We start from the raw sequence: 15,101 nt of genomic DNA on the forward strand, positions 1-15,101 counted from the left end.
TATATAACGTTTATAGGTTGGAAATAAGAGGCAAAACATGAGCAGAATAGTACATTGTTGTAAGTTAAAACAAGAAGCCGAAGGCTTATTAAAAGCACCCTTCCCAGGCGCGTTAGGAGAACGAATTTATAATGAAGTATCAAAACAAGCTTGGAATATGTGGTTGTCCCATCAAACCATGATCATCAATGAATACCGTCTGAATTTAATGGAAGCGAAAGCACGTGAATTTTTAAAAGAAGAGATGCAAAAATATTTTTTTGGGGAAGGCTCCGAAAAACCAGCAGGTTACACTCCTGAATAAATTTAAAAACAAATAAATATTAAAAATCAAATAAAATGAGCTCGTATACCCTGAGGTATCACCAGTTTTATTCTTCATTATTTGTTAAATTTTCAGACTCCTATATCCCGCGGTTTGTCCGCGGGATCCAGAAATTCCCTAAAGTTGCACTCCATTTTGTTCTTAACGAGCTCATGGTTCCCGCGGGATGTGGCGAGAAGAGATTTAAGAAATCTAATTAGACTACTCAGTTAAAACTTAAAAAAATCAAAAAAAATAAAAAATTTTCAAAAAAACGATAAAAAACTGAACAAACACAATACAAATAAAAACATATCATCCAACTTGAACAAGTAAAACACATAAAGCATTGATTAAGAACTGAAATTATGACAAATATTAACCATTAGTGTATAAAAAGCATATGATTTAAACGAATGAATCCATTAGCACTTAAAAGGCAAATCCCATCAAAGCAAAAAATAATGTTTTTTTTAAAAAAAATTGCATTCAACACTTGACTCAAAACGCTTCTAGGAGTCTAATAGCAACCCTCGGGGCCAGATAGCTCAGTCGGTAGAGCAGAGGATTGAAAATCCTCGTGTCGGTGGTTCGATTCCGCCTCTGGCCACCATGTAAATCAAGGACTTACGTGGTGGTTGCCCAAACATCTGAAATCTCATTTAAAATCATCATATCAAACGTATTCTGGTTATTAGTTCCAGTTATCCTCTAATGCATCTTAAACAAATATTAATCTGTCATAACGCTACACCCTTCTACAATTTTCACTACCCCCCACAATTTTGTAGCTAATTGAACTGCCTTGAAAGTGATTTATTACTTCATCTTCAAAACGCAACTATATCTGATTGCACCCTATTTTCATTAATATCTCTCCATGACTCTTTTCTCAATAAGAGAAATAGTTCCTTAGATCTATATCCATATAAACATCAGGCTTTAGATTAACTGGAGATCCTTGTATCAGTTGGCCCATATTTTTATTTGTATGGAATTTATTAGTAACTCTATTGCGAGTTCATTCACAAAATAATTGAACAGAATTGATTTTCAATTAAACAAAGATATAGCCTATAATTAAAAAAGGCTCACCATGATTAAAAAATATGGCTAGAACAATATCAGTAGCGATTGGCAACACCCAATGTGGGTAATGGTTCAATTATTCGCTGGAATCCTTCCCCAGAAAGTAAAAAAATCACCAACGCCCCATCGCAATTGGTTTGGCTCATGAACTTTGCCATGCTTATTATAACGCTTTGGGCATGCAACCTGGAAGGCAAGATTCTGATGAGAGCACCGTATTGTTTGAGTTTTTAACTACTGGACTTGGTCCATGGAAATCCGTCGAAGTCTGCGAAAACAGATTCAGGGAAGAATGGAATGACATTTTGTCAAACATACCTAATGAAGATAAATTAAATAAAAAAACAGTCAAAGAAAGAATCTTTTATGACCTGGATGCCTCTTATAAAGGAGAAAAATATTCATGTACATTAATTTAAACCTAGTAATCATGTGACAAGACATCAAACTTGGTTTCATAAAGAATTTTTTCTTGGAACTTTGGGAGTAATTTATAGACCAGGGCCATTCTGCGCTTGCACTAAGTATTCAATGGATGGGTTCTCTATGGGAGATTTTTATGGGTAGATGGGATGATGTTAAGGACAGAGCACAAGCTTATGATGAATATCATAGTAATTTACGAGCGATTCTAGACGAAGAGAATGTGCCGGCACAGAAAAATCAGCTCGATTGTGCCGTAGAGATTCTAACTGCGCTGCGTCAACATATTGATAAGCAAATAAAACGTTATGGGAAAGGGGAAGAAAAATTTAACACTTACTCCAACTTAAAGCAGGATCTGGAGAGTGTATCGAGTAAGATTCTATTGACTAACCCTAATTCAGAAGAAAGGGAAGAAAATATAAACAGTGTTATTGAGATTATGAAAAAAACGGGGGAAGCGTCTCAACAACGCCGTGAAAGCTTTTGGGGTTCTGTTTATGAATTTATTTTTGGCAATAAGGTGGAAGTCAAATCATGGACCAACTTTAAAAATACAATAGACACTGTTAAAGACATGATTGCAGAAAAAAATGAAAAGCAAAGGGAGGTTAGCGGCCCCAGAACTCCAGACTATATAGCAGACTTATCTCAGGCTACGGATGAGGCCACCAAAGAAATTAATGAGGATAGTTCTCCAAAAAGACCGGTTTAAAAATGATACGGATTCTTTCAGTGACTTAATGTTATGTTAAGAATTAAGCCATACAATAGCTCAACTTAGAAGCTATTCAAGTAATAAATCATCAGGTAATTAAAAATCTGAGTGAGCGGAGGACTGATACAACTTAGTAATCTTAAATCAATAAGCTGGAGTTATGTTGAGACAGATTTTTTAAGTTATCAGCGCCATTAAAGGAACAATCTAAAAAATAAGAATTAAGATTAAGACTGTCGCAGTTTGTCACTTTATATTTAATTGAACTTTCATAATACCTCTCTGCATAACCAAAAAATAAATACCTACAGCGAATTTGAGAAGATTTCTTGGAAATTGGAAATTTATCAGCAATTTTTATTTCAAATTACTTAGTCGGATTACAGCATTTTGACTGAGCCCAACATCATCAATTTTTAAGTAGGTATCATATGAAAGACAAACAGGATCTGAATCAACGAGAGCAAATGGCTAAGATAAGAGAACAACGAGCCAGAAGATTTGCAGAACAAAAAGCAAAGGAAGAAGCAAAAGAACTCTTGATTGTTCCAACGAAAATTGAGGAAGACGAAGATGAGGATATGAATCAATCCAATCCGTTTTTAGCACTTCCTGATGAAATGATGATGTACATTCTTGGCCAAGTGTCTCCACAGAATTTGCTCAATGTACGATTGATGACGAAGTCAAAAAAAGGGGTTGTAGAGGCAACATTGGATAGGATAACTAGACCTCATTTTATTATCAAGCAATTGAGTCACATGGATGGGGTTACAGGGCATCAATTTACAGCCTTCTATCAGAAGACACGACGTTATCAAGAATTAAAACGTAAAGTTCTTGCAAAAGAATCACTGACTGCTGATGAAGTGATTTGTTATACACTTACACGAGATTGTAATGTGTTACCCGCTAACTTAAAACACATGATGCACAAAATAAAATTAGACAAGAATACCCGGAGGCATTTAGAGCTAATTATTACGATATCGGACGAAATTCATGCGTTTAACAACAAACTGATAGGAATGATGTTGGATGAATATTCTCTCGAGTACATCAATAAAATGATGAAGCAAGACATCGACAAGTTCATGGATCGCATAACACAGCATCACCCTGGTCGATTTGTCAATTTGCTCGCTGGAGCTGATTTTAGTAGCTTGCAATTCAGAGGTAAGGATTTTTCTTATCTCAATTTGAGGGGCGTGCGATTTAGTGATGCAGATCTTCGTGATTCGAATTTTAAGGGGGCTTTTTTAGCTGATGTGGATTTGAATGGAGCTTTATTGAGAGGAGCTGATCTTACGGATACCAGTCTAAGCGGTACCCAATTACTAAGAGCGAGTCTTGATGGAGTTGATTTATCTACAAACAATCTGGAAAAAACTGATTTTGAATGGACTTTTATTCGCAATGTCACATTCCTGCCTGTCGAGGCACTCAATAGTCCAGAAGAATTGCATGTTTTTTTATCTCAATTTGAAAAAAATAGTGCAAACCATTCAGCTGCAAGTCGGCGAAAGTTACAGGAACAAATGTTGCAAGATATTGCAAATCAGATTGAATTATCTACCGAGCATAGTTTAAAAGAAAAAATTGCGCTCTTAGATGTTGCTTTGTCTGTGATTAACCCAGAACAGATAACCGTAGGATTATTTTCTTTCCAAAATGCCTGTCATGTCCTAAAAGAACAACTCGCCCCATCACAGCTCAAACAAGCCCCAGATCATCCATTGAAAAAAGAGGCACAGGAAATTATTGAGCGTATTTTGGATCTTCTCAATGGAAAGGGACCCGTTTCAAGAAGGCAAATGAAACGAAAAAGACAGCCAGGTCCAATGCGTGTCAATGAGAGTGCTTTTTTTAATGAATATGAGCGCTTGGTGACATCCATTGCAAAATATCCTGAGTTAGATAATAGCATCAAGATTTCTGAAGCCTTAGGTATTAGTCTTGAAACGTGGCATATGCTCTATCTTATGTGCTTCAACCAAGATAATCGTCCTAAACAATTACCCGTTCTCGCAGATTTTCATTGTGCTACACACGAAAAAAATGACGGGGAAGAAAGGCATTATGCCAGTGAAGTATTTAATGGGTACTTGTTTGAAATTCAGCATCTTAAAAAAATACAGTTGCAGCACTTAGGCCAATATTTATATAAAGAAGAAGATTTCGTTATCTTCGAAGGAGCTGAAATACGCGTAAAATTAGGTGATTTATTTATGAGTTTTCGTCCAGGGAATAAAGGGGGTATTGATTCAACCATTGAAATTATTGACTTTTTGAAACGTGAACGAAAACCTGCTTTTCCTGTGAATTTTGCACGCTTTGGTAATATTCCATTTGAAGCATTTATTCCTCTTGAATCTTGCGTTAAATATGGAGGTGCAACATCCACGAATCAGGAATTAACTGTTGAGGATGTTAGGAATTTCGAAGAAGCTTATGTATTAAAGAGACAAATTATAGAAAGAATATTTGCCTTTGAGAAATTCAATCGTCAGCAAAAGGAAAATCTATTTTTTCCTTTTTTTGAACCGCATCAAGATCGAGGAAATAGCTATAAAGGATCACCTATGACTGGGGTGAAGACAAATAAGCGGAGCATGCCACCTCCCCTTGAAAAAGAGAAGGAATTTTCGAGAAAAGAAAATCAACACTCGAAGTCGTCAAAACTTGCTGCACCAAAAGGTCAAGGATTGTTTTCAGCAACTCAGAAGGAAGTCGCTCAGGAACGCACCGTCCTTGATGCATCTCCAAAAACGAATATCCCAGAGCAAAGAGGACAGCCATCAGTTCAAGATGAAGCGCAAGACAACTCTAGAATAAAAGGCTCTTCCTAAACCGATTGCAGTCGACGTGGCGAACTCTTATTAATTTCATAAATTACCCTCTGATCCAGTCGTATTTGTAAGTCATGTTTACAAATACGATTGAAAGCACATTAACTGTTGTCTACTAAAAGAGAAGAGTTCAAAACATATTTATATTTAATGAATTAATTTTTCTTAAGAATGAAGCAACAATGAAATCTATTTTTAAACTCTTCATGTTTGTTTCTTACATCATAGAGCAAAATAATAAAGCAGCTTTTCAAATTATTAGTTAAGTGTTTTAATACCCGCCCCAAATTACTAAGAGATAAGTCTGTCAATGAATTCAGTTTTTAAAAAAATGCTTCGTAAATATGTAGACAGCAAATATTCGCCCATTTCTGTTGAGGTTCCTCTTACTAAACGAGAAAAAGAAAAAGAGGTTGATGCTTTATTTGAAAAATATAAAGAACTTTTTTGCCAATTTAGTGGCGGCTCATATAAAAAAAGTGTACTTAAAAGTTCTTTTATTGAACAGGGGGCACCCAAGGATTTACCTGATTTTATAATAAAAGAGATGGAAAGTGGCCTTTATCCTGAAATTTTTGTAAAGGAACCCCCGTTACTTTTCTCTGCTCGGCCAGCACAGCAAACTTTTATACAGCTGAGAAGACGAACCGATGATGGAGACTCCGTACCTATTCCTGAAAATGATCCTTTTAATGATGTTTTAAAGCAAATTAGCAGTAATGAAGCATCCGCTGACCATTTAATTACAGATTCAATAACTCCTGCAGTGAATGAGCAAGAACTACCCCTTGAACTCCAAGTTAAATTTAGAGAGTTAATGGTCCGTTATGAGGCATTATACTACGAACAGTTGGCTAAGTTGGATATCTCAGATAATGAGGCGTTATTCAGTTTTAGAGAATCTTTAATCCACGGTGGCTATGATAAACATTGGTTTTGGCAATTTATAGATGATTTATCCTCTATTGTAGCAATACAAGATAATCTTCTTACTCAGCTTGAGTCTTGTGGCGTTATAGAGCACCGTAACCTTGCACAGCAACAGTCTTGGGAGAAATTCCATAATACAATTTTCAAGTATAGAATAACTGTAAATGCTATGGTGTCGGTATTTCTAACCTTATTCTCTCGTAATAGCGAGGTTCCACCTTCAGCTTTTGGGCCTATTTTCAACGCAAGTATGCTGCAAATGGCCCATGAAACAGATGTCTACCTACGAGGAATTCTGGATTTCTATAAAGGCGATGTTACGAGAGATTTTAGATATGTTATTCATGATATCGCTACTGTAATGACAAATTTTTTGCAAGAAGACTTAAAGAAAATTTCTGCCTGTTTTCCAAAATTAGATCAAGATGGGCATGTTTTTATGGATTCGAATTTATTCGATGATCCGGTATCCGTTGCACGGTTTTGTAAATCAGCTCAGGTTGTTTTAGGTGTTCTAAAAAACATTGTGAGTACTACAAGACCTGAGAACAAGATAGATGAAAGCACAAAGCAGCAGACTCAAATAGATACTGTGCCACAAAAAAATCATACAAGAAATCGGCAGCATAGCAGATCAATAAAGAAAAAAGAAAAAAGAAAAGAAACAGATAAAGGAAAAGAAAAGGTTTTACAACCGAAACCTACTCTTGAGACTCCTGCACGAACTTCTATGCGCTTTTTAAAAGATCGCACAAAACCTACCACTATGGATGAAGAAATAACGATGGAGGAGCCTTGGACTTTAGTTAAGTCAAAGCCCTCTTTGAATAAGGCAGAAACATTAAAGGACGCCTGGGCCCATCTAGAAAAAAAGCAATATGATGAGGCGATCTCTCTATTCTTAGCGGTTAAAAAGGCCTGCATAGATAAAACCTCTGATAATCATGCTGCGGCTCAGTATGGAATGGCGCGATGCTCCATAAAAAAAGGTGATTTTGCTACGGCAGCTAGCCTAATTGAAACGCTTCCTCATCATTGGGAAAAAGTTTACCATATACAACGCGACCTTCTTTATTGCTATGAGCATTTAAGCGATTTTTCAAGGGCAATAAAACTCGCTCAAAAAATGCTAACCATATGGAAAGATGATCCGGTTCTACTTCATTGCATGGCTAAATTTTATGCATCAATAGGGGATGTTTATACTGGACTGGCTCTCCATCAGCGATTATTAAAAAAAGAGTTAAATTCAAACTCAATTTTACACACAGTACAAGCTTATATAGGAGCAAATAAGCATCGAGAGGCCTTAGGTTTATTAGCTGAGTTAAACGAGTCATATCAACACGAAAAATCAGTGATTAATACTAAAGCCTATTGCTACATTATTATAGGAGAAAATGAGAAGGCTTTAACTATTCTTGAGAAAGGGTTAATTTCTTACCCCCATGATCTTTCTCTTCTGGATACCTATATTCCTTGCTTAATCAATGCTGGGAAAAATACAGAAGCGTTGAAGCGATTGGAAGACGCTCAAGTAAAATACCCTAATAATCCAACTATTTTAAGTCTTTTTGCACTTTATTATGAAAAACTAGATAAATCAAAAATGATTTATTATTTGAAAAGTATAAAAAATCAACCAGAAGTGAAACCCAATATCCTTCAAAGACAAACTCATCTGTGGAGAATGGCTAATCATTTTGAAAGAGCCCGACAATGCTGCGAGGTTTTAATAAAAAATTATCCTTCAATGCCGCAGGGATACATTGAGAAACAACGGTTGGAGGAATTAAGAGCACCAAATAATATTTCCCAACATCTTGCAAAATATGAAGTCCTTTTTAAACAGTTTCCAAACTCTTTTCTCGTTTATTTGAAAAAAGCAAAATACTTGATTGCTAATCAAGATAAGAGGGTTTCTACGGAAGTATTTCTTCGCTCTGCTATTGATAAATTTCCACATCAACCTAAATTGTATCAACTATTGGCTCAACATCTTGATGAACGTGGTGAGCATGATAAGGCGTTTTTTACGCTGGAAAAAGCCATGTCATTTTTTCACAATAACAGATGGTTACTTTTAGGTCTTCTGTTTCATTACATAAAAATCGGTGATTTAGATAAAGTAGAGCAAACTCGAAATAAAATAACCAAGTTATTTCCTGGAAACCAAAAAATAGCAGCAGAAATAGAAAAAACTGTTCCAGGAAAATTTAGATTATCCCTTAAAGATTATGTAAAATCAGATAAAAATGAAGATGAGAAGGCGATTGAGCTTCCTAGGGTAAAGCTTCCAGCAGTTATTTCCCATATTTTTGATCAACTAAAAGAAATTTCGGGGCATCATTATTTAGTAGGAAGTTCTGTTGTTAAACTTTTACAGGACCACCCTCAAACACTCACTGATCTTGATTTTACGAGTGATTGTGATCCTCAAGCATTACTTAGAATAGGTTTTAGAAAAGATAAATATATTCCTAATCTTTATACTAAAAAATTACTCTTTGATAATAAAGAATTTTCAGTGGATATTCATGTTACAAAAAATAGTGGTCAAAGTCCAAAAACATGGTTAGAAGAAAATGCTTCTCATCGAGATTTTACTATCTGCGCATTATTTTTAGATTGTGAAGGAACAATTCATGATCCTTTAAATCATGGCGTTGATGACGTACACCGTTTTTCTTTAAATACCCAGAGTAGCGCGGAACTTCTTTTCCGAGAAGATCCAGTACGTTTGTTAAGAGCTGTAAAATATATAACAGAAGGCTTTAAACCTACCCCAGAGTTAAGTCAAGCGATTCTAAATTGGAATGGTAATACTCATCTTTTTCCACATTATAGTCATATCGTAGCGGTAACAATCAGACATCTTGCTGCCGTGGAACATCCAGTTTCTTATGTAAAGGCTTTGTATGAGTATGGTTTATTAAAGAAAATATTTCCGGAGGTATTTGATAAAATCAACTCATCTGAAGAAATTAATGACCTTTTCGTCATGGATTTTTATCAAACTTTAATTAATGATAAGTTACTAATTTCAGACACGAATTCGTATTCTGATGCTGATGCTGATGCTGATGCTGATGCTGATGCTGATGCTGATGCTGAACCACAGTCTCCTCCAGTGAATCTTTTACCTCAAGAAGAGGATGAAAAAAATTGGCCTTTCCTACCTGCTACTCAAGAAGAAACTCCAAGGACGCTTGATAGTGCTCAGCGAGAAACAGTCCAAAGTTCTAATCCACACCTATTTTTTGGACAAAAGAAATATGGCGTTACCATACCAATTGTTGGCCATAAACGTACCTATAGTGCAGAGTTTTAATCGCTGAAAGGAAAATTACTCGAATTTAAGTTTAGAAAATTAGATTCGAGATAAAATAGTTGATATGTAAGCCACAATCATGAGTTTATATGGCCCAAATAAACTCATGATTGTGGCTTATATTCATTACTAAAATGATATAGAAATTTTTCGTAGCAACCAGTGCATAGCAGTCACGATAGACCGTACTCCAGTTTATAAAGATAATACATAGTTACTGGCTTTGGGGTGCTTGTTGTTTTTCATAAGATATTTAATATTTATAAAACCCAATAATCATTCTTTTGTACATACTATTTTGTGCGTAATGGAAAATTGTATGTTTTAAAACGAGATAAATTTTTTGGTTAAGTTACTTTCTTTCCCACCAATAACATTGAAGTTGAAAAAAAACCAGTTAGAATAACAACTTGCTTCTGGAAAACCTTAATGCAAAACATTTTGAGTATTTTCAGTAGCTAAAATCGACTTACGATTAAATTTCGATTTAATCTGCACATATGTTTATTTAAAAGGATTTTAAAAAATGGCAGGAACAACTTATTCTACTGTATTAGATCGCCTTCAAGCCCGAGCACCCCAGTCCTCCTCTGCCCATAGAAATGCTCAACGAGGAAACGCCGGATTAGCAGTGACCCAACTAACCGTACAAGCAGGTATGCAAATAGTTAACACGACAAGCCCGATTCCTTTAATTCCTATATCTTTTGCCCAGGTCCTCAACTCTGGTTATGCTCTGTGTCGCTCAGATACCCACCTTAATGAAAAAGTTATCCAAGGACTTCAGGCTATTTTTTCAGCCATTATGCTGGGGTTCGCGATAGCCTTGGTTTTTAATGATGAACAAATAGTTGGGCAACTCTTGTATTTATTTCAACTTCTCTACAGCGCACTACTTCTCGTTTCATGGGGCGGTAGTGAAGTTTCGAAAGAATCTACTCCAACAACTTCTACGACGAATGGAGTTGCTCCTCGTATGCTTAAAGGCATCATTAAAAATTCTGTTGAGAATGATGAAGAAAAAGGTGAGAAGAGCGAGCAAGAAGACGAAGAAGGAAGCGATGAAGAGATGCAGTTAGGTACAATGAAAAGCATAGGTGCCTAATACAAAAAGAAATGCACTTGGGGGAAAGCAAATATAATCCCACTTAAAAGCCCCCAAGAACATGTTGAGTCTATTTTAAAGTCAATGCCACTGTAAGGTGATAATAAATCTCCAAGCTTCATGCCATTAAGCGCTCAAATACCTCGTAGTTATTGGAGCTTTACTTGGTATTGGGTATAGGAATTTGGATTTCTTAATCCAAATCCAACAAGTGTTCATTAGTAGTAAAAAAATCGATGAATTTCCTAATTTTTGGCTGCAAATATCGGCTTTGTTGATAATATACATATACGGGTAATTGCTGGTCTTGAAATTCAGACAGCACTTCAATAAGGTGCCCATCTCTTAATGCATCTGCAATAATATAATCGTGTAATTTGACAATGCCCATTCCCAGTATGGCGCACTCCCGCATCGCACGACTATCATTTAGCCACAATATGGGATGTACAACGATTTCTTTGTTATCTTTAAACACAAGCACGTTATCTGGTGTGCGCATACTATGAGTAATGTAATGGTGTTTACTCAAGTCATGAGGAACCCGCGGTGTACCATATTTTTTTAAATACTCAGGAGATGCACAAAGCACATATCGTGTCATTGCAACACGTTTTCTCACTAGATGACCAGCGCCCTCTAATGAAACACCAAACAGAATGTCAATTTCCTCCATATCCATATCTGGGAAGCGCTCCGCTAATTCAAACATAACCTGCAAATTAGGATTCTTCGCCATAAAACTCGATAAGCCAGGTATTAAATGTTTGAGAGCAAAATAGCGGCTACTTACCACTTTTAACGTCCCTACGGCTTCGTTTTGACTCCCAGCAATGGCAATTTCTGCTTCTCGCAAGCCATCAATTGTTTTTTTACAATGTTGATAATAGGTAATGCCAATTTCAGTAAGCGATACTTTGCGAGTGGTTCGCTTTAACAATTCGACGTTTAGATCTGACTCAAGTCGAGTAACTAAGCGACTTATTGCCGCAGTGGAAACTCCCTGTTTTCTGGCTGCCGCCGCAAAACCATTTTCGTCTACTACATCAATAAAAGCAGCGATACGCTCCAATTTACTCATAATTATTGCATAAATGTTAACAGTTATTAACATATTATAATATTGTTAACTTTTAAGTCAATTTATATACTATTATCTGATTTATTTAGGATATTCTATGAAAACAACGATACAACTCCCTTTTACTACCTTAGTTTTGATGATTTCATTTGCGTCGGTAAATGCAGTGTTATTTTCCCCTGCTTTACCTAATATTGCTGAGTTTTTCTCTATCTCAGACATAACTGCTCAGCAAACCATTAGCTGGTTTCTCATTGGATATGCATTGGGACAACTGGTTTATGGTCCCATTGCTAATCGATTTGGTAGGAAGCCTGCTTTATACATAGGAATTAGTTTACAAATCACGAGTAGCCTTTTATGTGTTTTAGCAGGAACCATGCATTATTATCCATTATTAGTGCTGGGGCGATTTTTACTTGCCCTAGGAGCTGGTGTTGGCTTGAAAATGACATTTACCTTAGTGAATGAGTGTTATGCTCCTAAAGAGGCGAGTCAAAAAATATCTTATTTATTGCTAGCATTTGCTATTACCCCAGGACTAGGTGTTGCATTAGGCGGCATTCTTAATTCACATTTTGGCTGGATGAGTTGTTTTTTTGCCAGTGCTTTTTATGGATTGATACTTTTGTTGCTTGTCGGTCGATTACCTGAAACACAGAAAAATTTGAACTACGATTCGCTCAAACCATCTTATCTTTTGTCTGCTTATGGCAAGCAATTCAAAAATTCTCAATTGATTGCAGGCGGTTTACTGATGGGCGCATGCACTTCTTTTATCTATGCATTTGCTGCTATTGCACCGTTCATTGCTATCAATGCATTTGGAATGAGCAGTACTGAGTACGGTATAGCAAACATTTTACCATCCATTGGTTTAATACTTGGTTCACTCATTGGAGCCAAATTGACAAATAAACATACTCTTCAATCGATTATGTTTATGGGTTTATGTATCACGCTAGTTGGAGTCCTAGCTATGTTTCTTTGCCTATGTGCTAAAATGCCCATAATGTTCTCACTATTCATACCAACCATTACTATTTACCTTGGATTATGCTTTATTCTTGCCAATGCATCCTCCATTGCCATGAGTGGGTCAGATGATAAAGCGCATGCTTCCGCAGTGATGAATTTTATTAATATGGGTACAGCCACAGTGATCGTACTCTGTATGGGTATTTTTACTCTTAACACTTTTTTATTACCTGCCATTTATATCCTATTGAGTGTTTTTATGATGGGAATGTATAAATGGCTTATGCTAAGCAAATCTGATGCTGAGGGCCTCACATCTTAACTTATATACAGTCCTGGAAATTACGTATAATTTGTCGAGAATTTGGTGAGCCTAACCTAACGGATAGGTTAAGCAATGATCGAATTATCTTAGGATTGCCCTCAATAATTGGTTGGCCACTGGAATTAATGCCTAATTCTTATTCAGTTTGAACGCATTATTACCTTAAATAGTATATACTTAACGTACGAAGTTAGGAAAACCACTGACTGGACTGTCGATTCCACACCCGGTGTTTAAAGGAGAAAATATTATGCGCAAAATCACTCATAGCACCGCCTTATCTACGTTTTTAATTGTGGTGCTTAGCGTTGTACCCACTATGGTATATGCACATCATGCTGAATTTATGCGCGATGCTCCCTTTTTGCAAGGGTTAAGTATGCCAATTCATGGTGTCGACCATATGCTGTTCACCTTTGCAGTTGGGCTCATTGCAGCACAAATAGGTGGGCGGGCCTTATGGAGCATTCCATTGGTATTTAGTATGGCTATGTTACTGGGTGGCATTTTAAACCTCTCCGGTGTATCAATTCCTTTATTGGAATATGCCATTCTTGCTTCCATTGTTGTTTGCGGCGCCTTGCTTTCGTTGAATACAGGTATTTCATTGTTAGCCATTGTGGGTATTATTGCAGTCTTTACTTTCTTTAATGGTAATGGACTAATGGTAAATTATAGTTCTCTAATGAGCATGCCCGCTTTCATCCTCGGATGCCTAATTTCCTCATTATTCTTATTAGGTGTTGGAGTTGGGGCAGGACTGCTGATCTCGCGATTCCAAGCATCCATGTTCCGGTATGTAGGCGTAGGAGTGCTGGCCGCTGCGATTGTGATTGCTATTTTTCCCAATCTTAATGGCTTAGTAATTCATCTTCTAGAGGTCTAATAAAACTTAAATATTTAAAAAATTTCAAAAAAACTTAAATAATTAGGGGCGTTTACGCCCCTTTTGTAGTTTAATTACATTTTAACTTTAAGTCATAGATAAATGAGAGAATTATATAAGATAAGCAGATTCAGCTTATTCCTAACTGTTGTTTTTGCATACCCCAATATCGCTTTCTGTGAGGTCATCTCGCCAGAAACCGAAAATGAACCCCCAAGTATAGGAAATTTTGCTCTTCCTCCTTCCCAACAACCTGGCCCATTCCTCTCATTTGGTCAAAGTTTAATTGAAAGGATCAATTCCAATTTTATGTTGCACCCACTTATTTGCAAATTAGAAACGAACATTTTTTAAACGCACCAGTCTCTTTTGTTTATGGTTTATCGGATAAAGCCTCCCTTTTATTATCGCTCCCAATCGCTGCAAATTACGTAAGCGGTAACGAGCACTCCTCCGGCATAGGAGATATTTACATTCAAGGAGAATATGCTCCTTATGAAAATAGCAATTCAAAATATGCCGACCAATTGACTGTTGTAGGTGCACTGTCCGCGCCAACAGGTTCCTTTCAGAAAAACCCACCTACAGGTTTTGGCTCACCTAGTTATTTTTTGGGAAGTACCTTTAACCGCATGTCTGTAAATTGGTTATGGTATGCTTCTTCTGGGTTGACGTGGATAGAAAAAAATGGAAATGTTAAATTAGGTACCCAATATCTATATCAATCCGGCTTGGGTCGAAACATTAAAAGCGTAACGGGGAAATACATATTTATGGGTTTAGTTGAAGTCCATGGAACCTATGCAGAAAAAGATAGAATCTCAGGAGAGGCTGATCCAGACACAGGAGGAAATGTAGTATACCTTACCCCTTCTTTATGGTTTTCTACCAAAAAACTCTTCTTTCAGTTAGGATGGTCAACCCCAATTTCTCAAGTATTGAATGGGGATCAAAGCAAAATTAACTATAATATCACTGGTGTTATCGGCATGACTTTTAATAACTAGTTATGAAATGATGAATACCCCATGGGGGGACCGCTGCGTTTGGTTTGTCGCTATTCTAAATCCACACAGAACCTG

10 protein-coding genes and 1 tRNA gene are annotated in these 15,101 nt (G+C 36.5%); 10 read left to right on the forward strand and 1 reads right to left on the reverse strand.

All coding sequences use genetic code 11. The features are described 5' to 3' along the window. Nucleotides 1–37 precede the first annotated feature (37 nt). The 7 genes from ACWTEW_RS07545 (at nucleotide 38) to ACWTEW_RS07575 (ending at nucleotide 10,749) form a co-directional block, all read left to right on the forward strand. The gene (locus tag ACWTEW_RS07545) at nucleotides 38–304 is read left to right on the forward strand and encodes an oxidative damage protection protein (protein WP_454781084.1); all 267 of its coding nucleotides are present in this window, start codon (nucleotides 38–40) and stop codon (nucleotides 302–304) included. Between the two features lie 537 nt (nucleotides 305–841). Continuing rightward, nucleotides 842–917 (forward strand) — tRNA-Phe (locus ACWTEW_RS07550). Nucleotides 918–1,530: 613 nt separating this feature from the next. Beyond that, nucleotides 1,531–1,812 (forward strand): hypothetical protein, encoded by a 282-nt coding sequence (locus ACWTEW_RS07555; protein WP_454781085.1) that lies wholly within the window; start codon nucleotides 1,531–1,533, stop codon nucleotides 1,810–1,812. A 140-nt stretch (nucleotides 1,813–1,952) separates the two neighbouring features. Then, nucleotides 1,953–2,531 carry a hypothetical protein gene (locus ACWTEW_RS07560; RefSeq protein WP_454781086.1) on the forward strand — a complete coding sequence of 193 codons (579 nt, stop codon included), beginning with the start codon at nucleotides 1,953–1,955 and terminating at the stop codon, nucleotides 2,529–2,531. A 434-nt stretch (nucleotides 2,532–2,965) separates the two neighbouring features. Then, complete coding sequence (locus ACWTEW_RS07565; RefSeq protein ID WP_454781087.1) at nucleotides 2,966–5,383, forward strand: pentapeptide repeat-containing protein; 2,418 nt, start codon at nucleotides 2,966–2,968, stop codon at nucleotides 5,381–5,383. A gap of 310 nt (nucleotides 5,384–5,693) precedes the next feature. After that, nucleotides 5,694–9,644, forward strand: a complete 3,951-nt coding sequence (locus tag ACWTEW_RS07570; RefSeq protein WP_454781088.1) for a hypothetical protein — start codon at nucleotides 5,694–5,696, stop codon at nucleotides 9,642–9,644. Nucleotides 9,645–10,170: 526 nt separating this feature from the next. Then, a complete protein-coding gene (locus ACWTEW_RS07575) occupies nucleotides 10,171–10,749 on the forward strand; it encodes a hypothetical protein (RefSeq protein ID WP_454781089.1) in 579 nt (192 codons plus the stop codon). 193 nt (nucleotides 10,750–10,942) lie between these two features. Here the strand turns inward: ACWTEW_RS07575 and ACWTEW_RS07580 are convergent, their stop codons facing one another. Then, complete coding sequence (locus ACWTEW_RS07580) at nucleotides 10,943–11,830, reverse strand: LysR family transcriptional regulator (RefSeq protein ID WP_454781090.1); 888 nt, start codon at nucleotides 11,828–11,830, stop codon at nucleotides 10,943–10,945. A gap of 97 nt (nucleotides 11,831–11,927) precedes the next feature. Between ACWTEW_RS07580 and ACWTEW_RS07585 the strand changes: the two genes are divergently transcribed. The 3 genes from ACWTEW_RS07585 (at nucleotide 11,928) to ACWTEW_RS07595 (ending at nucleotide 15,026) form a co-directional block, all read left to right on the forward strand. Further along, a complete protein-coding gene (locus ACWTEW_RS07585; RefSeq protein WP_454781091.1) occupies nucleotides 11,928–13,130 on the forward strand; it encodes an MFS transporter in 1,203 nt (400 codons plus the stop codon). Between the two features lie 253 nt (nucleotides 13,131–13,383). After that, nucleotides 13,384–14,019, forward strand: coding sequence for a HupE/UreJ family protein (locus ACWTEW_RS07590; protein ID WP_454781092.1), 636 nt, complete (start codon nucleotides 13,384–13,386; stop codon nucleotides 14,017–14,019). 326 nt (nucleotides 14,020–14,345) lie between these two features. Continuing rightward, nucleotides 14,346–15,026 (forward strand): hypothetical protein, encoded by a 681-nt coding sequence (locus ACWTEW_RS07595; RefSeq protein WP_454781093.1) that lies wholly within the window; start codon nucleotides 14,346–14,348, stop codon nucleotides 15,024–15,026. The last annotated feature ends 75 nt before the right edge of the window (nucleotides 15,027–15,101 follow it).

This window comes from Legionella stuttgartensis (assembly GCF_977063405.2).